Below are 26,022 nucleotides of genomic sequence, written 5' to 3'. Positions count from 1 at the left end.
ACTATTTTTTAGCATCAATATTTGCATGATTTTTCAAATAATAGATAAGATGCAAAATTCATGCTCAGTTGTATTTTGTTATGATGAGATTATTAAAGAACATATAAAAAATGACTAAAAGCAAAGCAACTGTGGATAACTCGTAAGATACCCACAGTATTTAGATTACTTAATCACACCACATGCAATACGGTCACCACCACCGCCTAATGGCTTAGGTGTATCCGAATAATTGTCTCCACCGACATGAATCATGATCGCACGATTTTGAATATCAGCCAGTTTTAAACGTGGCGCAATCACAGGTGTGGTTGCAAAGCCTTTTTCATTCACCACCAACACAGGTAAATCGCCTAAGTGGCCTGTTTCAGGCGTACCATGATGCGCGACCTTTTCAGGATTTAAGTGACTGCCTGCTGCCAAGGCTGCCCCCATTTTTCCATCTTTTAATGCAGCTTCACAGGATGGGTTCTCATGGATGTGGAAACCATGTTCGCCAGGAGAAAGTTTCCAAAGTGCAGGGGTGATTAATAAACCTTTAGGCGTTTGTTGAAAAGCAACCGTTCCGATTGAAGCACCCACGCCATTGGCATCGACTTGATAGACTTGGATCAACTGCTTTTGATCCGTTGTGCTGGTCTTGGTCTGGATTTTAGCCGCATTGTTATCGAGCGAAACCGAAGAGCAGGCTGCGAGACTTAAACTCAGACAGCCGAGCAGAGACATTTTTTGAAGCATTGAAGTCATTGCGAAGATATCCTTATAAATTATCTTTATTTGACGATTCAAACAAAGTAAGCGATATCTCGCAAGCAACATTAATCAATTCATGACAAAAAATTAAACAAAACAAACCTACTTAGTTTCAGGAGGAGCCTCCAAAGCGGCAACAGGCTCATCGACATTTTCATGCAACCATTCACGCCAAATCGCTAACAGGATGGCTAAAATCACTGGGCCAATGAATAGGCCGACCAGACCAAAGCTGGCAATACCACCTAATACCCCGAACATGATCAAGATAAATGGAATCTGGGTCGCGCCTGAAATTACCAATGGGCGAATCACATTGTCCGAACTACTCACAATCACCACACCCCAAACCACAACACCAATGGCTTCCATGGTTTGCCCTTGAGCAAATAACCACAGGCCTACCCCAAGATATGAAACAGGTGTTCCAAAAGGAATTAGCGCCAATATAAAGGTGACCATGGTCAACAGCATTGGATTTGGAACGCCTGCAACAAAATAGCTGAGGCCAGCTAATAGGGCTTGTGCAACTGCAGTTAAACCAACGCCGTATACGACAGCACGAGTTGTTTCCGAAATGGTATCTAAATAATGATGCACACGTGGACCAATCACCATTTCCAAGGCACGACTCACTTGCGCCAAAATCATTTGCCCATCACGGTAGAAGAAGAATAAAGTCATCAGTGCAAATGTGAGTTTGACCAAGTTACGGCTAATCTCGCTCAACACAAAACGGCCATAACTCAGATGGCTTTGAATCCATTCGGCAATATTCTTGGTAATACTGTTCGGATCACTACTCAGTTCATTGACGGTACGACTGATGTCTTTGCCAATAATCGGTAGATTTTTGATAAATTCAGGAACTTGAACATGGCCTGAAAATAATTGTCGCTGTAAATTAAAATATAAATTACGACCTTCAAGTTGCAACATAAAGATTGCACAGATAAATGGCACACCAATCACGATAATGACCAAGCTAATCATTAGGGTGGCATTCAGTGTAGGTCGGTTTTCACCAAAGAAACGACGCTGTACCCATAGATATAAGGGCCAAGTCATATAGGCAATAATTGCGGCCCAAAGGACAGGGACAATAAAGTATTTGAGAATACTGAATCCCAAAAAGAGCAGGACAAAGAACAGTCCAAACAGCAAAACGCGTTGTAATATGGGAGCGTATTGTTGCACGATAGTATTTCTCAAGTGCTATAAATTGAATAAAACCATCTTAACTGAAAATGTAAGCGAGGGAAATTTTCATTTCCCTGTTTTAAGATTTGATATCAAAAGATTACGTTTCTTTGCAAAGCCTTAAAACCACTCGCTCGGATCATCGACCAACTGGTTTAAAACAGGCTGCCATTGGCTTTGGATACTGACAAAATTTTTCTGGGTTTTATCAAACACACTCAGCCCTTGCATTGCCAATGTACCGTAGGCACTACGCTCAGAAATCCATGCCACAGGATCTTGCTCAATCTTGCTAAAGAAGTCCTGAATATCTTTGGAACTGGCACTGTTCGGTTTGACGCGATTGGCAATCAACAGGATTTGCACTTTACCTTTACGAATACGTTTAATGTCTTGTAAATGTTTTAAGAAGCGACGAGTACTGTCAATATCAAAGAACGATGGCTGTAATGGCGTTACAATCGCATGCGCTTCGCTGACCAATTGCTCTGCATGTTCACCTGAAAGTGCACCAGGTGCATCAATAATTAAATAATCTAAATTCTTTGGCGCTTCACCAATGGATTTTTCATGTCGCCAATCCAGACTCTGAATGCCTGTGACGGTTTCAGGCCGTTGCTTGAGCCATTGCAAAGACGATTTTTGGTTGTCAGCGTCAGCCAGCGCAACCTTATATCCTTTTTGAGATAGTGCTGCAGCCAATGTAATAGCTGTCATAGTCTTGCCACAGCCACCTTTTTGATTTGCGATTAATATGGTTTTCATGAAATTAGATTTATTAACTAGGCTCTCGTATTCGTTTATACCTTAGCATCTTTTTCGGTCAAGTGTGTTACACATGACAAAAGTTTAATGTTGCAGTTAAATAGCTGCATTCAAGAGAAGGAAAGTTGCTATGTCGGTTTGGTTGGCGATGCTGATTGGTGGTTGTATTGGTGTCGTGATCACCACGATTATTTTATCCAGCACCCGTAATGGTCGGATTCAGGCTGAGTATGAAAAATATATCACCGAACTAGAGTTAGAACATAAACAGGCTTTGCTTGATGCGCAGAAGCGCAGTGTCAATACCAGCCGTGCGGTATTGAAAGGCAAAATGGCGGAGCAGTTTGCACCGATCTTACCAGAGTTTCGTTATTTACCCAGTGATGCCAAGTTTTTAGGTGATCCTGTCGATTATGTGGTTTTTGATGGTTATACCGACTTTCGCGATGGCGATGGTACAGCCGACGATATTGAGGTGATTCTATTGGATATTAAAAGTGGTGGTGCACGCTTGAGCAAAGGACAGCAGGCGATTGCTCAGGCGGTCACAGAAGGTCGCATTCGTTTTGAAACCTTGCGAATTGATTTCGAAGATCAATGAGGCGTTTCTAATTTTTGTACACGCGCCAACAGCATTGTTTGTGCCACAGCAGGAATACCTTCTGCATCAAAATATTCTTTTTCGATCAATTTAAATTTGGCTTGCAAGAGCTGGCGTTCAATGTCTCGGTTTAGATGACAACCATCGGCAATACGTTTTTGAATTGGAGTCAGCAGCGTTTGCAAAGATTGGATTTTTGTCGAGTTTGGATGTTTGACATGCTCAACCAGATGAAAGGTTCCTGTTGGTTTGAGTACCCGATGTATTTCGGCTAAGGCCTGTTCAAGATCAGCAATGCTACACAGTGTCCACGTCGACACAATATGATCTAAAGATGCATCAGCGAAAGGCAATTTCTCTGCACTGGATTGCACATGCTTAATAAAGAAAGGTGCATGCTGTACCCGTTCAACGGCCAATTGATAAATATCAGGATTGGGCTCTAAGGCATAGAGTGAATCGACATTGCCATAAAACGGAATATTGAGCCCTGTACCAAAACCAATTTCGAGTACTTCACCTTCGAGTGGGAGCAGTAATTCACGACGTCGATCCATCAAGCTAGCGGTTTGCATGACCTGATTGAGCAAATGAGGAAAGATATGACGTTGGTAAAATTGGTAAATCATAGAAATCCATTCGTTGGTTTTAATAAAGAGGATACTTCACTAACAGCACAAAAATATGACTAAAATGAATTTGACTGTTACCAAAAAAAGCACTTTTTTTCACCATCTCAGCATACTATCAAGAGAAAGGCTTTTCTAATATTTTCGAGGATAATCGAGCCATGAAAAAACGTCTATGGATGAGTTTATGCATGGTGGCTGCAATTGGGCAAACACATGCATCAACCGGTCAGGCAGAATATAACATTGCCAATGGCTTAGCGCCTGTTGTGGAATATCAATCGATTTCGGTATTAAAACCTTTTGATGGTAATTTCCGTATTCTCGGTTCAAAAGTCTATCATGACGATGAGCAAGCCAAATTTTCTCCGATCGATTATGCGGTGAGTTTGGGGCTGTTTACTGATCCTGCGATCGCACGGACGATTGATGTACGTCAATATGACCGTTATTTGAATTGGAAAATGAATACACTGCCTGTGCCACCCGATCAAGCGATCAAACTGGTGTCCAATATGCATATTATTCCTGCCAATCCAGAGATTGCCAAACAAATCAAGCAAGTGAAACGTGGTGACTTGGTTCAACTCAAAGGTGAGTTGGTCGAGGTCCGGGATAAGGACTTGGTATGGAAATCGTCTTTAACCCCAGGTGGAGTGGGTGATGGCGCATGTGAGTTATTTCGTGTGAGTTCCATTCACTGGATTGAGAAACAAAATATTTAACAATAAATTTGCAATGAAAAAGGGGCATCAGCCCCTTTTTATTTATTTCAGCTACTCAGCTTGCATTTTGCTTTCCGCTGTTTGCGCATTTCTCCAATGATGCAACTGGCTTTGTGCATGTAGATATTCATTTAGCTGATTGACTTGCTGATTCGCATCTGTCGTTTGAGCAGCATTGGCGTGTTCCAAGACTTGGGCTTGATGTTCCCAATAATCATAAAGCAAGCCTTGAATATAGCGACCCTGCTCAGTTTTGAGCTCCAGTTCTTTGAGCATTTTCAAGGCTGAGTTCACATTATCTTTTTGACGTTGCTGCTCGAATTCAGGGGTGAGGCTATTGGCTTCTTTCATCTTGGCCAATTCCATTTCCATGCTATCGCTCATGTCGGTAAAGCGATGATCATAGTCATCCAATACCGCAATATCATGCCCATCATCTGCTGTGGCAGGGAATTGCTTGATCGGGGTTTGATTCAGTTGACCAATTGCATCATTACTTGCGCTGCTTTGCTGTTGTTGCTTTGCAGTTGGCTCTTTGTCCTTATTACAAGCACTGAGCATCAGTACTGAACTGAGTACACAGGTGATGGCAAATGTGGTTTTTAGGTTAGGCATAGCAGAGCTCGTTCAAGAATTAGTTGGGTATTTTCTGAAAATGGTAGGCAAAAGTGGTATAGGGGAAACTAATCTGATCTTGCGCAGTTAAGCCTGTAAAATCAAATACAATTTGTTCAAACTTTGCTTTTAACTGTTGTTGCTCTGTGGAGGGCATCGCGGCGATAAAACTGGTGGACAGCAAGCGTTTACTCACCACTTGTTCGACAGTGCCCTGATGCGCCTGTTGAAAGGTGGTTAATCCATCCAGTTTAAATAAGGATTGTCCTTCGAAGGCCTGTTTCCATAATTCACTATGATAACGCGGGGTATCACCTTCTAAAGGGGCAATTTCATCAGCCAAGGCTTTGACCCAATCGACAGCGGTATTACGTTGATTCCAGATCAGCCCTAGATGGCCTGCTGGCTTAAGTACCCGATGCATTTCACTGAGCGTTTCGATATTGGCAAACCAATGGAACGATTGCGCACAGAGAATGGCATCAATTGACGCATCGGCGAATGGTAGTTCGCTACTGAATGCTTGCAGACAATCGACTGTCGGATAGGCTTGTTGAAGCTGCTGTAACATTTCAGTGACAGGCTCGACCGCGATCACTTTTGCCTGGGTCTGAATCAAGTAGGGTAAGAATTTGCCAGTCCCTGCACCGAGGTCAACAACAGTGGAACTTTCATCTATTTGGAGCCGATCTTGCAGCCAAACCGCTATTTCTTGTGGGTAACTGGGGCGAACCTGCTGGTACAGTTCAGCCCCTAAACTAAAGCCTTTTTGAGCAGCAGGATGTAAGGATTGTGTCATTTTTTGCGCTTTTTAATCTGTCTTATCTCTATAAAATAAGATACTCCGCAATTATGGTTTGGCAAAGCCATCATTTGGTGACTTTTTGCTACAGACCTAGGATCAACTTTTCAGTGTGAGCATGGATAAGCAAATAATATTTGAAGATGAGCACATTCGCGTTATTTTTTTAAAAGGTTCAAGTGACACTTTAGTGATTTCGTTTGGCGACTTGATTAGTCGTGCTAAAGGCATGTCAATTAATGCTGAAAAATCCTTAATAAAATATCAATACAATGTGATCGGCATTATGCCGAAGCAGAAATCATGGTTTCCAAAAAGTAGCATGCTTCAGATGCAGCAGCAGATTCAACCGATTTTGCAGCAATTTAAAGGCATTGTCGGCTATGGCGGCTCAATGGGTGGCTATGCTGCAATCAAGTATTCAAATTTATTGAATATGCAAAAGATTGTGGCTTTTGTGCCACAGTATTCCATTGACCCTGATGTGGTACAGGATCGCCGTTATGCTGAATTTTTTGATGCGTCTATCCATCAAGACATGCAAATTCAGGCAGATGAAGTCGATTCATCGCGTGAGTACATCATTGTCTACGATCCGTACTATGCAGAAGATAAAGAGCATTTCTTAAAGATCCAACCTTTATTGCCTAAAATGCATGTGATTCATTTGCCATTTACAGGCCATGAAGCACTTTCTGTTTTAGCAAGTTCCCAGTTGCTGAATGATTTTGTGGTTAAACCATTTGAAATCACTTATTTCTATAAGCGGGTTCGAGAAGTTAAGAAGCAAAGCAAGTTCTATTATCGACATGTATTGGATGCCTTGTTACCTCGCCATAATCAGGCTTTATTAAAAATACTGCAACAGAACGACATTGCCTTAGATGAGCGCTATTTTGATGCTGCGCTCAAACAAAAACTGGTACAGCAACTGTTTAATCTAAAACAAGGCACTGAACAGAATTTACATAAGCTCGGCGTACATCTGCATTTTGCACAACATACCGAGACACAAGCTGCCAATGTGGTGAATGCGCAGAATCAGTTTTTGGTCTTTAATTTGGCAAGCTTGAAATTAGAGTGCTATAGCGCTGAGATTATTGCAGCCAATCCAGCCTATCTATTGCCATTAAACCTGACTGCCAATAGTTTGGTGAAGCTCAGATTGAATGATGAATATTATTTATTGAGTATGAATGATCGTGGAATTCATAAATTGGTCAAAGAGGGTGAACCCTTTGCACTGGATCAATCGCCGTTGGTGTTTAAACACTATGCTGATTTTTATCATCTAAGTTATAAGCAGCTGACCTTAAGTTGTGATCCGCAAGGCTTGACTCAGTTTATTGAAAATAATGCGGATGAACAGACCAGACTGCAATTATGCTGAATGACTGCTCTGCAATAAAAAAAAGCCCTTTGAATATTCAAAGGGCTTTTTTATATCTTACTGACTATTAATTCGCACCAATTTTTGCATTGGTATTGACGTTGGCATTTACGCCTAACACTTTAACACCTACATTTGCACCTGTTTGCAGGTTCTTTTTATCAGCATTCAAACCTGTTTGAGCATTTACACCAGCTGTTTTGCCATTCAATTGTGCTTTGGCATTGGTTTGTGCTTCCAAATTCAATGATTTAGATTTTGAAGTTGCCTGTTTATCCGCAATACGCTGTTTTACATTTGCAGTCGTATCTGCAGCGAATTCTTTACCATCAACTGCCTTGTCTACAGCATAGTCTTTGGTATTTTTTACGACTTCGCCTGTTTTATTCGCGACTTTAGAGCCAACATTTGTTGCCGCATTAACTGTTTGATGCGTAGCTGCAACACCTGTATTTACAGCAGCATGACCGACATTATGTGCAGTATGACCAACACCTTGAGCCACTTGACCCACACCTTGTGCTGTGCCTTTCACTGCACCTGTGACGCCTTTAAGTAGGCCACCTGATTGTACATTGACTTGAGCTGAGCCACTGGCATTTGCGCCTACGTTCTGTGCAAAAACTGAAGCAGAAGCAAGGATAGAAGTTGTCACGATAGCTGTTTTGATCATTTTTTTCATTGCGATTTCCTTAAGCGATGTACCGTATTGGGGTACTTCATTAACGCAACTGCATCATAGCGAGCAAAAAATCAGAAATGTGTGATTTTCATCAAACGTTACAACCAGATTACAGCTTAAAAACAATCTGGAGAGAAATTGTGGAGATTATTTATACTGATAAGCACGTGAAAAGTATAGTTTTTTAATTAATATAAATTATTGTAGTAAATCAATTTTGAGAAAAGTAATGGCAATAATATAGCTACTCTTCTGGTTATGTTTTAACAAAATGAATATGAAAATTATGAATAAATAAATAGCTTTAAACCGATTCAAAAAAGATCAAAAAAATGGCATTTTTATTGCTTGGTATAACTATGTGAAATTGTGATTGCACTTTTTTAGTCATTTCATTTTTTTCATCGTGTTTGCAGTGCGTAGAAATTTTGCACCAGGAAGCACAAGATTAAATACCATGATGCCGCTATATTTTTTGATAAACCCACGATTCAGATCGTATTTTATTTAAAGATATATGTGAAATATAAAGTGAATCTTAAATTGTATTCGCATTATTTATAGAAAAAGAATTGAAAACCAAGTAATGGCCAGTAAATAAAGCGCTGGAGAATATGAATGAAACAGATTGCAGCATTTTTAATTGTATTGATTGCACTGGGTGTGGTGGTTTTCTACTTTGAACCTGCCGAACCAACCAGTTCAACGGATGATACCGCAATTTATCAGATCAGCCCTGATCATTCAGGGAATATTTCAACCGTTTTAAGCAAACAGGAGGTGAACACAACCGAACATACCACATCACATATGTTGAAAAAATTGGAGACAACTCAAAAAGATACCCAATTTTACGATACGAAAAGCGATCCTTCGATACAACCGATTGATCCTGACACTGATCCAGCCAATGAAATTAAAAAACTTTAAATCGTCTGGGCTTCTTTTATCCAAGAAAAACAGATATTAAGAACCGTTCTTTATCCAAGAACGATGGAGATCAATAGTGAACAATAAAACCTTACTACTTTTAAGCTTGTGTGCTTTTTATACCACTACAGCCTCTGCCGCAGCACTCGATGCTGTCCAACTCAAACAACGACTCAGCACCGCAGCATTAAATAAAGTGTCGAATGGCAAAATTAATATTGATGCCTTAGTCGACAATGACTCAAATGATCTACTGATTGAATACGATAGCAGTGCAACGAGCACTACTTTAGGGCGAGAAAAACGTAGCCTGATTGCGGATGGTAAAAGTCAGTTTAAAAATAAATTTAGCAACGCAGCAGGTTTTCAGACCTTGCGTGAGTTTAATGGTTTGCCTTTGGGCTTATATCGTATTCAAAATCGTGAAACCTTAGCGCAGGTGTTAAATGATCCGACGGTAAAGGGTGTTTATCCAAACCGTAAAAATGTCCCGACCACAATGGAAAGTCTACCTCTTATTAATCAACCTCAAGCGGTCACAAATGGCTTTACTGGGGAGGGTTCGAGTGTGGTGGTGATTGATACTGGGGTGAATTATAAACATGCTGACTTTGGCTGTACCGCAGTCAATACCCCAGCTTCAACATGTCGTGTGGTCTATGCCTTTGATAGCGCACCTGATGACAATAGCTTGGATGATGACGGGCATGGCAGTAACGTTTCTGGGATTGTTGCCAAAGTTGCATCTAAAACCAAAATAATTGGGATAGATGTGTTTAGAAAAGTTCGATCACAAGGGCAATGGGCAAGTACCGCTTATGACAGTGATATTCTGGCAGGCATTAACTGGGCCGTAAATAATGCGCAAACCTATAACATTAAAGCGATTAATTTAAGTTTGGGTGTACCTGGGGTGAAATACACCTCTGAATGTAGCAATAGCAGCTATAGTACGGCTTTTGCCAATGCGCGTGCAGCAGGTGTTGTACCTGTAGTGGCTTCGGGTAATGATGCCTTCGCCGATGGGATTTCTTCACCAGCCTGTGTGAAAGGTGCAGTACGAGTAGGCGCGGTGTATGACAGTAATATTGGTGGCGTGTCTTGGGGCAATCCTTTGAAATGCTCTGATCCAACCACAGCAGCCGATAAAATCACATGCTTTAGTAATGGTGGCTCATTGGTGACTTTATTGGCACCAGGTGCAATGATTACTGCAGGTGGGGAAACTCAAGGTGGAACTTCACAGGCTGCGCCTCATGTTGCAGGGGCAATCGCATTATTACGTGCCAATGGCGTGACACCATCAGAGACCATCGATCAAACCGTAAATCGTTTGAAAGTAACAGGTAAGCCAATTACCGATACGCGAACTGGTTTGGTGTTCCCACGTATTGATTTACTGTCTGCAACCAGCGGACTCAGTTCGAATTAAGATTATTTTATAGTTTAAAGATCGATCCAAAAATAGTTTAAAAAGCCATGACTCGTTGCAGCTAGAGATAGATGCAACGAGTTTTTTATAGGCTTAATGACATTGTGCTAGCTTATCTGCACTAAAGTTACTTTGTAGTTTGTGAAAATTGGCTTGAACAGTGGCATCTTGCACATCAAAGGCGGTCGCGGTTGTTGGTTGAGCAAGTGTTTTATCTTGATAGTGTTGAGTGGTTGAGCTTGCTGAAATTAAACCATTTTGATTAAAGCTCCAATGTTCAACTGCCTGACCGCCATCAAAATATCCCGTGAATTCGATGTTGCAGTGTTGGTCTTGTTTGGTCAATTTTGCGATATTACCTTCAGTGGATGGTGTGGCACCAATATTCTTCACTTGCTGTAATGTTTGTGTGCCATTGTTCTGTGTAGAGAGCGCTGAGCAAGCAGTAAAACTGATTGCACTGATGCAGGAAAGAAAAATTATTTTGAAAGTGCGTTGCGTCATGTGCAAAATTCCAGTCCGATGAATTTATGCGATTTAGTGTGTCGGCAAAACCCGTGAAGTTCAATGAATGTTTTGAGCGTACACTGTAAATTTAACGCCTATTTTTCAAATCACTATAACAGCGCAGTTTTTAGAAAATGATATTTCAGATGATCAGGCTAGATGTATTTGAAGAAATAAAAAACCTCTACGGTGTAGAGGTTTTTGGGTTTAATTTTTTGAAGACTGACTCAGTTCAGCACGCTCGATCGGGACATTGCCTTCATTGGTGCCCACCACCGCATCTTTGGTGTCTTGCCATTTTTTGGCTGTGTATTGTTTGGCTTTTTCAGTTTGTGTTTGAACAACTTCAGATTGTTCTTCCGTATATTTCTTGGTGTCTTGCCATTTTTCGCTCATCTTTTGCGATGTGTTTTCGGATGCGCCTTGGATTGAATCACCGAGATTCTGCATGCCTTTACCTGTTTTATATAGCAGGATACGACCTAGGCTTGGATTGTCGCCGTAGGGCATGGCTTTTTCAGGGACAGCATTAGAAGCATTGCTTGTGGTGTTAGTTGTGTCTGCTGCCCAAAGCGAAGACGATGCAATCAGTGCCGTCGTAACACATAATATTTGTACTTTATTCATCATCTTTTCTGTCCTTTCCGCGATATTGTCGCAATCGAGATTTTATATCTTATCGTTGGATTGAAGAAAAGAGTGGGGATGATATGAAATTGATACAGTTATGTATAAATAATGAGATTCGATAATCCTAAAGAGTATGATGGAAAGAAATAATTAATTGGGGTTTAGCAGAAAAAATGATTGTTGTGACTTTAACTTATAAGAAACCATTGAACGAGGTTGATTCCTTTCTAAATGAGCATGTTCAATTTTTACAGGATAATTATGAGCGAAAGAAATTTTTAGCATCTGGACGCCGTGAGAATAGGGTGGGTGGTGTAATTTTAATATTGGGTTCATCTATTCGAGAAGCTAAAGAAATAATAAAAAATGACCCATTTTATATTCAGGAAATTGCAGATTATGATTTCTTACTATTTGAACCTTCAAAGTGTTTGGATGAGATTAAAGCACTTGTGTAAGTGAATTAAAGTAAAAATAAAGGGATCTATCAAAGATCCCTTTATTGAAGATATGCTTAGAGCTTAACCCTGCAACACACTTACATCTGCAATTGCCGTGAACAAATCACGTAATTGAGCCAATAAACGTAAACGGTTGGCTTTTAATTCAGCATCATCTGCCATGACCATTACACCTTCAAAGAAGGCATCAATTGGTGCACGAAGCGCAGCAAGCTTAGACAACGCTTCTGTGTAGTTACGTGCAGCAAGTAAAGGCTGAACCACAGGCGTGAGGGCTGACAATTCTGCATAAAGTGCTTTTTCAGCAGCTTCAACCAGATTTGCTTCAACCACAGCACCTTCCGGTGTCGCTTCTTTAGCAAGAATATTGGCAACACGTTTATTTGCCGCAGCCAATGCAGCTGCTTCTGGTAAGGTACGGAAATGATTGACCGCAGTCACACGCTTGTCAAAATCAAGAGGAGATTTTGGTGCAAGTGCTTGAACCGCTTGAATCACATCAACCGCAACGCCTTGGTCTTCATACTTGGCACGGTAGCGACCTTCAAGGAATGCAACAGCATCCGCACGGGTTTTATCGTGATCTTTAACAACGTCGCCATAACCTTGCAAGGCAAAATTCACCAGCTCTTCGATGGTCACATCAAGTTCATTTTCGATGATTAAACGCAAGATACCGATTGCAGAACGACGTAATGCAAATGGATCTTTAGAACCTGTTGGTGCTTGACCAATACCGAAAATACCTACTAGCGTATCTAAACGATCCGCAAGGGCAATGGTTGTACCCGTCTTGGTTTGCGGTAATACATCACCAGCAAATTTAGGTAAATACTGTTCACCTAAAGCTTCGGCAACTTCGTTATTTTCACCTTCAAGGCGCGCATAGTACGTGCCTGCAATCCCTTGAAGTTCTGGGAATTCACCCACAAGTTCAGAGGTTAAGTCACATTTCGCAAGTAACGCAGCTTTCTCAGCATCAGCAACATTTGCCCCCGTAATTGGAGACAATGCCACCGCTAATTTAGCAATACGTTCTGATTTATCCCAAAGTGTGCCCAATTGCGCTTGGAATACCATATTGGCTAATTTTTCTTTACGAGACGCAAGCGGTTGCTTTTGGTCTTGTAAGAAGAAGAATTCCGCATCAGACAAACGTGGACGTACAACTTTCTCATTCCCTTCAATAATTTGAATCGGATCTTTCGACTCAATATTTGAAATGGTAATGAAGTAAGGCTGTAATTTACCTTCTGCATTGATTAAACAGAAATACTTCTGGTTATCCTGCATGGTGGTAATCAAAGCTTCTTGAGGAACAGCTAAATAACGCTCTTCAAAAGTTGCACGTAAAGCAACAGGCCATTCAACCAGACTGGTTACTTCATCAAGCAAATCTGCTGGCACAATTGCAGTCGCATTGACTTCATCTGCCAATGTTTTGACTTGTTCTTGAATCGTCGCTTGACGCTTTTCGAAATTCGCAACTACATAGGCTTGTTCTAAAGTTGCTAAATAGTCATTTGCATGCGCCAAAGTCACGGCTTCAGGTGCATGGAAACGATGACCATAAGTCACATTTCCTGCTTTGTGATCTTGAATGGTTGCTTCAACCACTTGATCATCTTTCAGCAATACCACCCATTTTACTGGACGTACGAATTCAGTACGGCTTGCCGCTGAACGCATACGTTTTGCGATTGGCAAGTTATCCAATGCGGTCTGTAAAATTTGTGGCAGTAAAGCGTCAAGACTTTGACCTTTGACATCTTTCAAGAAGCAAACTTTTTCAACTTTACCCGCTTGGAACGTCGAAAGCTGGTCAACGGTAATACCTTGACCGCGCATAAAGCCTTCAAGTGCCTTAGTTGCGTTACCTTCAGCATCATAAGCCGCTTGTACCGCAGGGCCATCAAAACGTTTTTGCGTGTCTGCTTGAGCAGTGTCGATATCAACAATTTTCAATGCTAAACGACGTGGTGCAGCATAGGCTTCGATAGAGGCGAAATTTAAGCCCGCATCTTTAAGGCCTTTTTCCGTTTCTGCTTTGAGTGCATCACGTAAAGTCTTTAAGCTTTTTGGTGGAAGTTCTTCACAGCCAAGTTCGAATAAAACTGTATGTTGAGTCATTATTTATTCTCCTTCGCTTTTTCAGCTTGGGCTGCTTCTGCTTCAACTTGTGCTTTAAGTTGAGCCAATACTTCATCACGCAAATGTGGTTCTGCCATTGGGAAACCAAGTTTCGCGCGGGCAGTCACGTAACTTTGTGCAATTGAACGCGCCAAAGTACGAACACGTAAAATATAACGTTGACGTTCAGTTACCGAAATCGCACCACGCGCATCCAGCAAGTTAAAGCAATGCGATGCTTTGATCACTTGCTCGTAAGCAGGAAGTGGCAATTCAGCTTCGATTAAACGAGATGCTTCCGCTTCATAGAAGTCAAACAATTCAAACATTTTATCGACTGGTGCATATTCAAAGTTATAGGTTGATTGCTCAACTTCGTTTTGATGGAATACATCACCATAAGTTACTGTACCGAATTGACCTTTGGTCCAAACCAGATCGTAAACTGAGTCTACACCTTGCAGATACATGGCAAGACGTTCTAAGCCGTAAGTGATTTCACCTGTCACAGGGTAACATTCAATACCACCGACTTGCTGGAAGTAAGTGAACTGAGTCACTTCCATACCATTTAACCAAACTTCCCAACCTAAGCCCCAAGCCCCAAGGGTTGGAGATTCCCAGTTATCTTCTACGAAACGAATGTCGTGAGTTAGGGTATCAATGCCGATTGCTTTTAATGAATCGAGATAAAGCTGCTGGATATTGTCTGGGTTTGGTTTAAGTACCACTTGGAACTGATAGTAGTGTTGTAAACGGTTCGGGTTTTCACCATAACGACCGTCTTTCGGACGACGTGATGGTTGAACATAAGCCGCGTTCCAAGTTTCTGGCCCCAATGCACGTAAGAAGGTCGCAGTGTGAAAAGTACCTGCGCCCATTTCCATATCATATGGTTGTAATACGACGCAGCCTTGCTCCGCCCAATAGTTTTGTAGGGCAAGAATTAAGCCCTGAAATGTGTCAATATGCGATATAGCACGACTCATGGTGCATCCACTGGAATCAAACAAAAATTGTGGTTAAGTATAAGGATTTTGTAGAGGAGTGGCAAAGGCTTCTAGCACTTCGCCAGCAAGTTCTGATCAGAAATAAAAAATAGAGCGGCTCTTCTTAATTATATGTATAGATCGATTAAATAACGTTGAAATGAACCGTCTGGATTTAAAGTGAACAATCCTCACGTCAGCTCATGACGTATTGCATCTCACATGCTCTTAATTTCACAACTTTGAAATGCTAATTTTAAAACGATATTCTCTGTTTTCTTCAGGTCGTTTTAAATGTCTGATCGCATTCGTGAAAAGCTACAAATTTTAGCGGACGCTGCCAAATATGATGTGTCCTGTTCATCCAGTGGCAGTGACCGTAAAAATAAAGACAAAGGTCTAGGTGATGCCAGTCGGGCAGGGATTTGTCATAGCTATACCGAAGATGGACGCTGTGTTTCTTTGCTTAAAATTCTGTTTAGCAATGTCTGTATTTTTGATTGTGCCTATTGCGTGTCGCGCCGTTCCAATGATGTGAAACGGGCTGCATTTACGGTACAGGAAGTGGTTGACCTGACCATTAATTTTTATCGCCGTAATTATATTGAAGGGCTGTTTCTGAGCTCAGGTATTTTCAAGTCAGCCGACCACACCATGGAGCGTATGCTGCAAGTGGTGAAAAAACTGCGTTTGGAAGAAAATTTTAATGGCTATATTCATCTTAAAACTATTCCAGGGGCTTCACCTGAATTGATTCATGAAGCGGGTCTGTATGCCGATCGCATGAGTATTAATCTGGAAATGCCAACCGAGGTCGGTTTAAAAGCCTTTGCACCTGAAAAGTCGCATCAAGAAGTACAAAAAGATTTGGGGCTGGTTCGAGATCGCTTGATTCAGCTTAAAGATGAACGCCAGATTATCAAGCATGTGCCGAAATATGTCCCCGCAGGGCAGACCACACAGATGGTAGTGGGAGCGCATCAAGAAACTGATCAAGATGTGCTGTTTATGGCAGATCACCACTATAAAGAATTTAAATTAAAGCGGGTCTATTTCTCAGGTTATATCCCGATTAATACCGAGAATAATTATTTACCTGCGGTAGGATCGGCGCCACCGTTGCTACGAGAAAATCGACTTTATCAAAGTGATTGGTTGATGCGTTTTTATGGTTTTCAGGTCAATGAAATTGTGAATGACCGATTCCCACATTTGGATCTGGATGTTGACCCGAAACTCAGTTGGGCATTGCGGCATCCAGAGCATTTTCCAGTAGATTTAAATCGAGCTGATTATCTTATGATTTTACGTGTGCCTGGCATTGGAGTGAAATCAGCCAAGAAAATTGTACAGGCGCGTCGTTTTGGCAAAATTCATGTCGATTTATTAAAGCAGTTAGGAGTGGCCTATTCACGTGCGCAGTATTTTATTCGTTGTGAAGACAGTCCTCGCTTTCAGAAGGAACTTTCTGCTGGTTTTATTCGTCAGCAGATTTTAACCCAAGGCTCATCTAAATATATCAAGCCGCTTTCACCTCAGTTGAGTTTAGGGTTTTAACAATGTCGAATGAGCAACTGAGCTATTATTTTGATGGTTCAATGGCAGGCTTGCTGAGCTGCGTATTTCGTGCCTTTCAGTTTAAAGAGTTTCAGGTTCAGCTCAGTTTATTGGATGGCGCACAACATGGCTTGTTTTCTGAAGTCATTGAGGTTCCGAGTCATGAGCAACATGCACAGCGGGTTTGGTCTGCTTTACAACAAAAACTGTCTAAAGCAGCATTGAAGCAGATTTATTTTGCTTCTCTATCTGAGTCACTTGATGCCTACCAGCATGTATTTAATTACTGTATTTATGTCTTTCAACAGCAGCATTCTATAGAAAAAGATTATTTACATCCGAGTGTGTTGGCCATTTCTCAATGGACCAAAAAAGTAGGACGTGAAAAGCATCGGATGGAGGCTTTTGTACGGTTTAAGAAAACCAAGGATGGGCTATTTTTAAGTTTAGTTCGTCCCGATTTTAATGTATTGCCTTTGATTCAGCCGCATTTTAGGCGCCGTTATCAGGATCAACGTTGGCTGATTTATGATGAGCAACGTAAATATGGACTCTATTATGATCTGCTCGATGTCCATGAAGTCTATATGGATGCAAATGAGATCGATCGTAATATTCAAAATGGCGGTAGCCAAAACTTCCAGTTGCAGCTTGATGAGCAGGAAGTTTTATACGATCAGCTTTGGAAAGATTATTTTAATAGTATCAATATTAAAGCACGCCAAAATATCAAATTACATGTGCAATATTCGCCGAAACGTTATTGGCGTTATCTGAATGAAAAATTCATTTGAGGTGATGTCTGTTGTTTGAAAAATGGATGTCATGGTGACCAATATTCGTAGAAGATAGGAGAATAAAAATCAGTATGGGCGTGATTTTTTGATTATGATTAAAAAATATGAGAACAACAAAAGAGCAGATCCATGACTAAATTAATGTTCACCGTTGTAGTGTTTGCAATGACGTGTTTGAGCGCTCATGCTTTTGCTAAAGCACAGGATAAAACCACTGATCCCTATAGCCAATGTGTTGACGAAACCATTCAAGAATTAAAGTTGGGTAACATCAATAATGCCGTGGTGGAAATCTGTAGTACAAGGGCTAAAACCCTCTATACCAAACAGATCGTACAATTGCTGGATCAAATTAAAATTCAGAGCAAGCAATATAAGCAGCCTGAACGATATAACGACATTATGAAATCGCAGCAACTCTGGAAAAATTTTGTGGATCAAGAGTGCCGTAATGCAGGGGCTTATATTGGCTCGCCGATGTATGAGTTCTGCCCGATGCAAAAATATGCAGAGCGATTGGAGCAGCTAAAAGAATATTTAAATTGAGCTTGAACAGCTTTTATCATGATTTAAAACTGTAATTTAAATACACCTTAAGCTTGAGTAGGCGTATACTGCTGCATCGAGTAAAACCACGCGAATCCAGCAAGGTGCATTGTGAGCTTGACCCAATCAGACTGGCTAAATTTTCTAAAACCGAATTATAAAGTCCTGCCTTTAAAAGAGAGGATGCTCTCTGGTCTCGGGGCTTTATGTGGTTTGGCGATTTCCTCCTTGATTAGCTGGTATGTCCTGGGTGGCATGAATGCGTGGTATATCGCCCCGATGGGGGCATCTTCTGTGCTGCTATTTGCAGTCCCCAACAGTCCGTTGGCGCAGCCTTGGAATGTTATTGTGGGGAATACACTGGCAGGATTCATTGGTGTTGCCTGTACGCAATATCTGCCTGATCTGACCAGTGCTTTTAGTGTTGCTGTTGGATTGGCAATTTTTGTGATGATGACCACAGACTCCTTGCATCCACCAAGTGGCGCAGTTGCGATTACTGCTGTCTTAGGAGGCGAAGCTGTACACCGCTTAGGTTTTCATTTTATCTTGTATCCAGTTCTGCTTAATTCGATTTTATTGCTTGTGTTTGCAGTGTTTTTTAATCGTTTGATTGGCCGTCATTATCCAATCACAGCACATGTAAATGAGCGATCTAAAGACCCGACACCCACCCAGAAAGTCTCAATTCAACCAAAAGATATTGAATATGCGCTTGAGCATCACACTGAGCTATTGGATATTAGTCAGTACGATTTAGAAAAAATCATTTTAGAAGCACAATCGCATGCCAACGAGCGCTTGATTAACTCATTCGTTTGCCAAGATATTATGAGCCGAGATGTGATTAAACTGCATGAGTATGATGATATTCATCAGGCCTTAGATAAGTTTAAAGCCGTGAATTTAATGAGTTTACCAGTCGTCAATGCGGAAGAGCATTTGGTCGGGACTTTGGCCTTATATGAAGTGGTGGAGTGGTTTAAAGGTGCAACAGATCCACGAAACTCTTGGCAGCACTATGTCAGACAGATTATGAGCCATAAAGTTGTGACAGTAAGTCCGTTACAACCGATTCAGGATTTGGTGCCTTACTTTGTCGAGAAATCATTTAACTATATTCCTGTAGTTGAGGAACATCGTTTAATCGGGATTATCAGTCGTGCCGATATGATTGCGGCCTTGCAACAGCAGTTGAATCGACAGGTCTGAATTTAGATAAAAAAAAGCTACGGTTGGATTAGGGGTAATTTCAACCGTAGCGACCAAAAAGGTAACCGAAAATTAACGTTTTATGCCTTGGTCTTCATACACTGTTTTTACAGGTTGTGAATAGCCTTGTACGTGATCAATACGCGCTTGCTGCTGTTTCGGAATGACCAGCCATAAAATCAGATACACCAAAATACCCGGGAAGGCTGCACTCATGAGTGAGATCACAACAAAGATCAGACGTAATAAATTTGCGTTCCAACCAAATCGTTCCGCAATACCGCCCATTACACCAGCGATCATGCTTTGTTGGTTTGAGCGATATAAACCAGAGTTGGCCATCGAGTTTTTCTCCTTAAATTCATGAAACAACAGTGAAAATAATAAATAGTGTTAGTTTGAGCTGCTGTTAATTAAGAAATAGGGGCGAACTGCTCTTTTTAAAGTTTAAACAGATGGGAGATTAGTTAAGTTGTGTAAATCATTGATGGAAAAACCGACAGCATCGCCTAAAATGCACCGAATTAAAGCATCCTGCTTTGTCAATTTACTATTTCAGTCCTATCGCATTGGCTATTACCCTTTTGGGGAATAGACGAACATTTAAATGATCCCTATATTTTCCGAAGTTTAGGACGAGTTCATGAAAAGCACGCGATAATGATGTTGATGTTAGAGATTTAGGATATGCAGTTCAGGTTATTCTTACAGCATGTTAGTGTAGGACTTCTATTGATTTTGGGTTTGAGTGCTTGTGATAGCCATCATCCAGAACCAGTAAAGCAACAACCCCAGACGCAACCGAGTGGTGAAACGAGTGAAGTGCTTGCAGATGAACAAGAAGAACAGCTTGCATCTGACGCGCAAGGGCTATCGCTAACCCAAGTAGCAGGCCAAGCAACATTGCCGTATTCTGCGGATCGTAAAAATAATTTGAGTAAACCTTCAGAAGCCGATTTGGTGTATGCGGGTCGTTATCATGCACGTATCCCTTGTAGCGATGCCTTTGCAGGCTGTGTCAATAATGAGAAAGAAGCAGAATATATTCTGAATTTAATGGATGATGGTTCTGTGTTCTGGACCAATACCAGTTTTAGCCGCCTTGGCTCAGATCCGTCACGTAATATTGCCAAGATTGAGCAGACCTGTAAGCAAGTACAGTGGCATGTGCATAAAGAACTAAATGAAATTATGATTCGCTGTGATGCTGCGGATGTAAACTTATATTATCAAGTGAGTCCGAATCAAGACTTGGTGATGGATCTGGATAAGATCTGGAATGGCGATAATGGGCGGAATCGTAAGTTCTTTAAAGAGTATCCATTCCCAGAACAAGCCTATGTATTTAAGAAAGTTGATTAAATAATCTGTATTCAAAATAAAAAAGAGCGCATTTAGCGCTCTTTTTTATTGCAGTTCCGATTAGTAATCGAAGCTGAAGTGTTCAGGTGCAAGTGAAGTCAAAGTGCGAGAGGTTGATACCATAGATTCTGCATGACCTTGCGCACGTGGCAATAGGCGGTCGAAGTAGAAATCTGCAACTTTGATTTTTGCTTTATAGAATTCAGGTGTTTCGATTCCGTCACCCGCTTCTAATTTCTCAGAAGCAACCACTGCTTGTTGCGCCCAGAAATAAGCCATCATCACATAGCCAGAGAACATCAAGAAATCAACCGACGCTGAAGAAACGATGTCACGGTCTTTACGTGCAGCAAGCATGATACGGACAGTTAGGGTATTCCATTGTGCGCAAAGCTTAGTTAAGTCCCAAGCAAAACGACGAAGGTACTTGTTACGTGCATGTGCAGCACAGAACTTCAAGATTTCAGCAGTATAGTCACGAACGACTTTACCTTTTGAGCTTAAAAGTACTTTACGGCCAATCAAGTCAAGTGCTTGAATACCTGTGGTACCTTCGTACAAGGTTGAGATACGCGCATCACGTGCGATTTGTTCCATACCCCATTCACGGATATAGCCATGACCGCCGTATACTTGCATACCGTGGTTTGCAGCTTCTAAGCCAAGTTCAGTTAAGAAGCCTTTAAGAATCGGTGTATAGAAACCAAGTTTGTCATCATAAGCTTCATACGCTGCTTGATCGCCACTTACCAATGCATCTGTCATTTTGTCTGCAAGTTTTGCAGCATGATAGATCATTGAACGACCGCCTTCAGCAATTGCTTTTTGCGTTAACAACATACGACGAACGTCAGCGTGGTGAATAATCGCATCACCGACGCGCTCAGGTTCTTTTTTACCAGAAAGGGCACGCATAGACATACGATCTTTCGCATAAGGTAAAGCACCTTGGAAAGAAAGTTCAGCATGTGCAATACCTTGAACTGCTGTACCGATACGCGCAGTGTTCATAAAGGTAAACATTGCATGTAAACCCTTGTTGATTTCACCGATCAGATAACCTGTTGCATTGTCAAAGTTAAGCACTGCAGTTGCAGAAGCTTTGATTCCCATCTTGTGTTCGATTGAACCACAAGAAACAGTATTACGTTCACCTACACCACCATCCGCAGTTGGAATGAATTTAGGTACGATGAATAAAGAGATACCACGAGTACCTGCTGGTGCATCTGGAAGACGCGCAAGTACGATGTGAATAATGTTCTCGGTTAAATCGTGCTCACCTGCAGAGATGAAGATTTTAGTACCAGAAATTTTGTATGTACCATCAGCAGCAGGTTCTGCTTTGGTTTTAACTTGACCTAAGTCTGTACCACATTGCGGTTCAGTTAAGCACATCGTGCCTGACCAAGTCCCTTCAACCAATTTAGGCATATAGGTATTTTTTTGCTCATCTGTACCAAACTGCATGATCGTGTTCATACAGCCAGTACTTAAACCTGGATACATGGTGAATGACCAGTTCGCCGTTCCCATCATCTCAGATTTGATCAGGTTTAAAGACATTGGTAAGCCTTGGCCACCAAACTCTTCTGGATAAGAAAGACCTTGCCAACCACCCATGACAAATTGGTCATAAGCTTCTTTAAAACCTTTTGGTGTTGTCACTTCGCCGTTGTTAAAGGTACAACCTTCTTCATCACCTGATTGATTGAGCGGAGAAAGTACGTTTTCGCAATAATCTGCTGCACCTTCAAGAATCATATCAACCGTTTCAGCATCCGCATTTTGACCACTTGTCAAAGTTTGGTAATGTGCTGGATAATCTAACATTTCGTTCATTAAGAAACGAATGTCACGGAGCGGGGCTTTATAAGCTGGCATAATCTTAATCCTGTATTTGAATCATTTTGGATTATCTGTTTCGATACTTTGATTATTCACAATGGTGATAAAAATACATTGATAACCACTAGGGAAAAGAATGTCAGAAAAGCGAATTTCCTAAAAGGGAAATTTGTAAAAAAATCACTTTTCTATTGGTCTCAAAACGGATATGAAATGTGAAAAGTACTCAATTTTATACTTGAAAATATAATGATATAAAGGTGTTTGGTAAAGCTATGCGTATAAAATATTTAACTTTATGCTTAATGGGTCTAAGTCTTTCTGCATGTTCACAACATGTCATTAAAACCAATACAGCTTCGACCAATCTGGAACAGAAGGCAATCAATAGTATTAATGCGATGTATGAATATCCAAGCTATGATTACCGTGGCAAATTTAATATTCATGTTGAACCACAGCAAAATAATACAAATACCAAAGCAGACAATGCACCTTTAGATGCAGCGCTCAAGCAAAAGGTTGATCAATATTTACGAGATCAAAAGGTCAATTTAAACAGTAAACAGAAACAGGCGCTGTATGTTGCGCTTGCACAAGAACAAAAAAGCTATGGTCAGACCAAGGTGGATAAGTTCACCCAAATCGTGGCCAATGTTCTGAATGACATGCAATTTGAATATGATGGTTCAGTGCATTATCGTCAGAAAATGGGTTCATTTAATTTAACCGCACGTTATGAAAAACCAACTTTATTGGTTCAAGCTAAAGTGCCGATGGTATTAGATTTAAATAACTATAAGTTTTATATCAATTACTTTGCTTTGATGCCGTATTTGGTCAATAAAGATAGTCAAAATAATCTGGCGTATTTAGATTTTTCCAAGTATCAGGATATGTTCAAGCAAGTCGATTACAAGAAATTTGCTGAATATGTGAAAGCTTCTGGCGCCGTCTATTATCGTCTTGCCGATCAAAATAACATTCAAGCCTTACCGGTTTCTTCTGCTGATCAAGCAGCCGGTGTGGTCGAGAAGATTCGTTTAAAAAGCTCGATTGAAGAGCTGATTTTACAAGCCAATTTGTATAGCAAAGTCAATGAAAAATACTTCATGCAAAGTGTTCTCAATATTAAAGAAGAGAATCTGGAGAAACTGATTGCCAATGAAGTTGATGCTGCAAGTTCATCTAAATCAGGAAAAACCGCTTCATTGTTGGATAAAAAAGATTCGGCTGATGATGCCAGTGTGGTTAGCCAAGAACTATATCGCTTGGTAAATAAACATTTTGGTGTGGAGGATGCCGAAGAAGATTATGCCGATGAGAGCGCAGATGCGGCGGAAGATGTAACACAAGCAGCGCAGAAGGCCTATGCCGAGGCTGCTGCGGATAGTACGGTCGAGGCCACAGTCGCTGAAGACGAGCAAGCAGGTTTAACCGAGGAGCAATGTACAGCCCTGCAAAATACGCCAAAAACCACATATGGTGATGCGCAGTATTGCCAAAGTATGTATGACATTGATGTCTTTGGTGAGCAGAAAGCAGAATCTGGTTTCTTGAGTTATATCACTAAATTACAAGCGGTCGAAAAACAGTTTGCTGAATATGATCAAAATCAATTTATTGATGATCAGGCATTTAAAGCGCTTTGGATTAAGCATCAAGCGGATATTGCAAAAGCATTGCCACGAGTTGAGAAACGAAATCCATTTGTTATGGATGTCGGCTTGGATGCTCAAGGGCGTGCGGTCAAACTCGATTATGATTTGAACTATGGCTTATCTGAATTGAAGTCACGTTTTAGTGTCAAAGCAGATATGTTGATTTCAAATTATGGCAAAGCCACCCCAATTGATCAGGCACAATTGAAACGCGCGAAGAGTTGGTCAGAAGCAAGCAAAGGCTCGATGTTGGAACAAGCAGTGAATAGCTTCTCTGAGAAATTAGGTCAAGCAGGGGTTCAAGAACGTTCAGCAGAACCATATACCATGACTTTGGAAGATCAACTCAAAGTCATTGCAGAACAACGCTATGATGCTACGCATGCCTATGATCAAACCTATAAAGCAGTATTCATTGCGAAATTGACCGAAAGCACACCACAGGTTGTACAGCGTTCTTCAAGCCAGGAGCTGCAAGAAATTGCCACTGTATATGCATACTGGTATGGCGATGAAGAGGTTTATAATCCAAAAGGGAAAGCCCTGCAAAGCATTGAAGCTTTACAGAAGAAACATCATCTTGAAAATGAAGATCAGTTTGATGACAAATTAGGTCAAGCAGTGAATCGTATTGTGTTGGATGCGATGCGTGGTGATACAGATCGCCAAGCGTGGAAAAAGCTACAAGCACAATATAAGCAGCCACAGCAGTTATTTGCCAAACAATATCAAATCCAGTTCGAACAAGAGAATGGTGCTTCAAGTGAGGAAAAAATCTTACTTGGACAAACCGCAAATATCTTAGGGCAAGTGTTTGTGGATGCCCGTAAGAATAAATTGTCTGAAAAATCGATTCAGTCTTTAAAAATCGAGCATAACGAATTTATTGATTATGAGATTTTCAAAGAGGTGTATCAGAAGATGCTGACAGTTAAATAATTTCTTTATCCCAATAAAAAACCTGCAAAGTGCAGGTTTTTTATTTTGTGCTTTGGCGATTATAAAAAGTCTTTTAGTTCTGGTTTTACCCCATTCCAGATCGAGAATGCTTCAATCGCTTGACCGACCAGCATACCGAAACCATCAGTAGATGGAATTTGGCGTTGTTTGGCCTGATCTAGAAAGCTAGATGGTTTGCCATAAGCCATTTCATAAGCGTGATGGAACACTAAACTTTCAGGCAGTTGTAGGACATCACCTGTTAAGCTCGCAGAGGTTGCATTAATCACAACATCAAACTCACCAGCGAGTTGGTCTAAGCCTGTTACTTTAAGTTCTGCGTGCGGCACAGCATCTTTTAAATCGTCAACGAGTTGCTCAGCTCGGGTAAGGGTACGATTAGCGATCACAATCTGTTTTGCGCCTGCCTGTACCAAAGGGTAGATGACACCGCGGGTTGCACCGCCAGCCCCTAAAATGAGAATACGACTCTCTTTTAGTTCCCAACCCAAAGCCTGAATCGCTGCAACTAAGCCTTGACCATCGGTATTATCACCATATAGTTTGCCACCCTGCATCCATAAGGTATTGACTGCTTTGGCGATCTTGGCGCGTTCAGTCAGTTGGTCGCAAAGAGCAAAGGCTTGTTCCTTAAAAGGTACTGTGACATTCATGCCGATGCCGTTGTGCGCAAAGAAATCTTTTACAGCACTTTCGAAACCATCTAAGGGCGCAAGAATTTTTTTATAGTGAAGATCGACCCCAGTTTTTGCTGCGAATGCATGGTGAAGTTCAGGTGAGCGGGATTGTTCAATCGGATTTCCAATTACAGCAAATTGTTTGGTCATTGTACGACGAT

At 41.1% G+C, this 26,022-nt stretch carries 26 protein-coding genes; 12 read left to right on the top strand and 14 right to left on the bottom strand.

The annotated features are described in order from the left end of the window. Positions 1 to 165: 165 nt before the first annotated feature. The 3 genes from sodC to B2727_RS18620 all read right to left on the bottom strand — a co-directional run bounded on the left by sodC (position 166) and on the right by B2727_RS18620 (position 2,718). Entirely contained in the window at positions 166 to 747 is a 582-nt protein-coding gene (gene sodC, locus B2727_RS18630) for a superoxide dismutase family protein (RefSeq protein WP_033134371.1), read from the bottom strand. Positions 748 to 855: 108 nt separating this feature from the next. Continuing rightward, the gene (locus B2727_RS18625; protein ID WP_005201278.1) at positions 856 to 1,950 is read right to left on the bottom strand and encodes an AI-2E family transporter; all 1,095 of its coding nucleotides are present in this window, start codon (positions 1,948 to 1,950) and stop codon (positions 856 to 858) included. A 123-nt stretch (positions 1,951 to 2,073) separates the two neighbouring features. Continuing rightward, positions 2,074 to 2,718 (bottom strand): ParA family protein, encoded by a 645-nt coding sequence (locus B2727_RS18620; protein WP_004657565.1) that lies wholly within the window; start codon positions 2,716 to 2,718, stop codon positions 2,074 to 2,076. 130 nt (positions 2,719 to 2,848) lie between these two features. Between B2727_RS18620 and B2727_RS18615 the strand changes: the two genes are divergently transcribed. Next, complete coding sequence (locus B2727_RS18615) at positions 2,849 to 3,319, top strand: Holliday junction resolvase-like protein (RefSeq protein WP_005201277.1); 471 nt, start codon at positions 2,849 to 2,851, stop codon at positions 3,317 to 3,319. Here the strand turns inward: B2727_RS18615 and B2727_RS18610 are convergent. Next, entirely contained in the window at positions 3,313 to 3,948 is a 636-nt protein-coding gene (locus tag B2727_RS18610; protein ID WP_005201271.1) for a class I SAM-dependent methyltransferase, read from the bottom strand. The genes B2727_RS18615 and B2727_RS18610 overlap by 7 nt on opposite strands. A gap of 161 nt (positions 3,949 to 4,109) precedes the next feature. Between B2727_RS18610 and B2727_RS18605 the strand changes: the two genes are divergently transcribed. Then, positions 4,110 to 4,673: a hypothetical protein gene (locus B2727_RS18605; protein ID WP_004657571.1), complete on the top strand. Its 564-nt coding sequence runs from the start codon at positions 4,110 to 4,112 to the stop codon at positions 4,671 to 4,673. Between the two features lie 51 nt (positions 4,674 to 4,724). Here the strand turns inward: B2727_RS18605 and B2727_RS18600 are convergent, their stop codons facing one another. Both B2727_RS18600 and B2727_RS18595 read right to left on the bottom strand, forming a co-directional pair. Continuing rightward, positions 4,725 to 5,288 (bottom strand): hypothetical protein, encoded by a 564-nt coding sequence (locus B2727_RS18600; protein ID WP_005201269.1) that lies wholly within the window; start codon positions 5,286 to 5,288, stop codon positions 4,725 to 4,727. Between the two features lie 19 nt (positions 5,289 to 5,307). After that, on the bottom strand, positions 5,308 to 6,087 hold the full coding sequence (locus tag B2727_RS18595) for a class I SAM-dependent methyltransferase (protein ID WP_005201267.1): 780 nt from the start codon (positions 6,085 to 6,087) through the stop codon (positions 5,308 to 5,310). Between the two features lie 121 nt (positions 6,088 to 6,208). On the opposite strand from B2727_RS18595, the gene B2727_RS18590 reads away from it, so the two are divergent. Beyond that, positions 6,209 to 7,480 carry a hypothetical protein gene (locus B2727_RS18590; protein WP_033134372.1) on the top strand — a complete coding sequence of 424 codons (1,272 nt, stop codon included), beginning with the start codon at positions 6,209 to 6,211 and terminating at the stop codon, positions 7,478 to 7,480. Positions 7,481 to 7,547: 67 nt separating this feature from the next. Here B2727_RS18590 and B2727_RS18585 read toward each other — a convergent pair whose 3' ends face one another. After that, on the bottom strand, positions 7,548 to 8,162 hold the full coding sequence (locus B2727_RS18585) for a hypothetical protein (RefSeq protein WP_004804029.1): 615 nt from the start codon (positions 8,160 to 8,162) through the stop codon (positions 7,548 to 7,550). A gap of 618 nt (positions 8,163 to 8,780) precedes the next feature. Between B2727_RS18585 and B2727_RS18580 the strand changes: the two genes are divergently transcribed. Then, a complete protein-coding gene (locus tag B2727_RS18580; RefSeq protein WP_005201261.1) occupies positions 8,781 to 9,092 on the top strand; it encodes a hypothetical protein in 312 nt (103 codons plus the stop codon). A gap of 76 nt (positions 9,093 to 9,168) precedes the next feature. Beyond that, positions 9,169 to 10,524 (top strand): S8 family serine peptidase, encoded by a 1,356-nt coding sequence (locus B2727_RS18575; RefSeq protein ID WP_005201260.1) that lies wholly within the window; start codon positions 9,169 to 9,171, stop codon positions 10,522 to 10,524. Between the two features lie 93 nt (positions 10,525 to 10,617). On the opposite strand, the gene B2727_RS18570 is transcribed toward B2727_RS18575, so the two are convergent. Together B2727_RS18570 and B2727_RS18565 are read right to left on the bottom strand one after the other, a co-directional pair. Next, a complete protein-coding gene (locus B2727_RS18570; protein WP_033134373.1) occupies positions 10,618 to 11,028 on the bottom strand; it encodes a hypothetical protein in 411 nt (136 codons plus the stop codon). Between the two features lie 210 nt (positions 11,029 to 11,238). After that, positions 11,239 to 11,661: a hypothetical protein gene (locus tag B2727_RS18565; protein ID WP_033134374.1), complete on the bottom strand. Its 423-nt coding sequence runs from the start codon at positions 11,659 to 11,661 to the stop codon at positions 11,239 to 11,241. Between the two features lie 173 nt (positions 11,662 to 11,834). On the opposite strand from B2727_RS18565, the gene B2727_RS18560 reads away from it, so the two are divergent. After that, entirely contained in the window at positions 11,835 to 12,119 is a 285-nt protein-coding gene (locus B2727_RS18560; protein WP_005185387.1) for a YciI family protein, read from the top strand. 63 nt (positions 12,120 to 12,182) lie between these two features. Here the strand turns inward: B2727_RS18560 and glyS are convergent, their stop codons facing one another. Beyond that, positions 12,183 to 14,252 (bottom strand): glycine--tRNA ligase subunit beta, encoded by a 2,070-nt coding sequence (gene glyS / locus B2727_RS18555; protein WP_033134375.1) that lies wholly within the window; start codon positions 14,250 to 14,252, stop codon positions 12,183 to 12,185. After that, positions 14,252 to 15,241, bottom strand: coding sequence for a glycine--tRNA ligase subunit alpha (glyQ, locus tag B2727_RS18550; RefSeq protein ID WP_033134376.1), 990 nt, complete (start codon positions 15,239 to 15,241; stop codon positions 14,252 to 14,254). The genes glyS and glyQ overlap by 1 nt, the downstream gene beginning before the upstream one ends. Positions 15,242 to 15,535: 294 nt before the next feature. On the opposite strand from glyQ, the gene B2727_RS18545 reads away from it, so the two are divergent. From B2727_RS18545 to B2727_RS18530, 4 genes are all read left to right on the top strand, one after another. Continuing rightward, a complete protein-coding gene (locus tag B2727_RS18545) occupies positions 15,536 to 16,798 on the top strand; it encodes a putative DNA modification/repair radical SAM protein (RefSeq protein ID WP_033134377.1) in 1,263 nt (420 codons plus the stop codon). A gap of 2 nt (positions 16,799 to 16,800) precedes the next feature. After that, the gene (locus B2727_RS18540; RefSeq protein WP_033134378.1) at positions 16,801 to 17,592 is read left to right on the top strand and encodes a TIGR03915 family putative DNA repair protein; all 792 of its coding nucleotides are present in this window, start codon (positions 16,801 to 16,803) and stop codon (positions 17,590 to 17,592) included. 132 nt (positions 17,593 to 17,724) lie between these two features. Beyond that, positions 17,725 to 18,141: a lysozyme inhibitor LprI family protein gene (locus B2727_RS18535; protein ID WP_004804050.1), complete on the top strand. Its 417-nt coding sequence runs from the start codon at positions 17,725 to 17,727 to the stop codon at positions 18,139 to 18,141. Positions 18,142 to 18,252: 111 nt separating this feature from the next. Continuing rightward, positions 18,253 to 19,353 (top strand): HPP family protein, encoded by a 1,101-nt coding sequence (locus B2727_RS18530; protein WP_033134379.1) that lies wholly within the window; start codon positions 18,253 to 18,255, stop codon positions 19,351 to 19,353. Between the two features lie 72 nt (positions 19,354 to 19,425). Here B2727_RS18530 and B2727_RS18525 read toward each other — a convergent pair whose 3' ends face one another. Next, complete coding sequence (locus B2727_RS18525; RefSeq protein WP_004804053.1) at positions 19,426 to 19,695, bottom strand: PspC domain-containing protein; 270 nt, start codon at positions 19,693 to 19,695, stop codon at positions 19,426 to 19,428. A gap of 345 nt (positions 19,696 to 20,040) precedes the next feature. Between B2727_RS18525 and B2727_RS18520 the strand changes: the two genes are divergently transcribed. After that, entirely contained in the window at positions 20,041 to 20,715 is a 675-nt protein-coding gene (locus B2727_RS18520) for a hypothetical protein (RefSeq protein WP_004804055.1), read from the top strand. A gap of 60 nt (positions 20,716 to 20,775) precedes the next feature. Here B2727_RS18520 and B2727_RS18515 read toward each other — a convergent pair whose 3' ends face one another. Further along, positions 20,776 to 22,599, bottom strand: a complete 1,824-nt coding sequence (locus B2727_RS18515) for an acyl-CoA dehydrogenase C-terminal domain-containing protein (RefSeq protein WP_033134380.1) — start codon at positions 22,597 to 22,599, stop codon at positions 20,776 to 20,778. A 239-nt stretch (positions 22,600 to 22,838) separates the two neighbouring features. On the opposite strand from B2727_RS18515, the gene B2727_RS18510 reads away from it, so the two are divergent. After that, positions 22,839 to 25,163, top strand: a complete 2,325-nt coding sequence (locus B2727_RS18510; protein ID WP_033134393.1) for a hypothetical protein — start codon at positions 22,839 to 22,841, stop codon at positions 25,161 to 25,163. A gap of 59 nt (positions 25,164 to 25,222) precedes the next feature. On the opposite strand, the gene aroE is transcribed toward B2727_RS18510, so the two are convergent. Then, positions 25,223 to 26,011 (bottom strand): shikimate dehydrogenase, encoded by a 789-nt coding sequence (gene aroE / locus B2727_RS18505; protein WP_033134381.1) that lies wholly within the window; start codon positions 26,009 to 26,011, stop codon positions 25,223 to 25,225. Positions 26,012 to 26,022 lie beyond the last annotated feature (11 nt).

Origin of the sequence: Acinetobacter sp. UBA991 (assembly GCF_002292065.1) — a bacterium.
Classification (GTDB): Bacteria; Pseudomonadota; Gammaproteobacteria; order Pseudomonadales; family Moraxellaceae; genus Acinetobacter; species Acinetobacter higginsii.
Note: the sequence above shows the minus strand (reverse complement) of the source record. Positions and strands in the feature narration are given on the sequence as shown.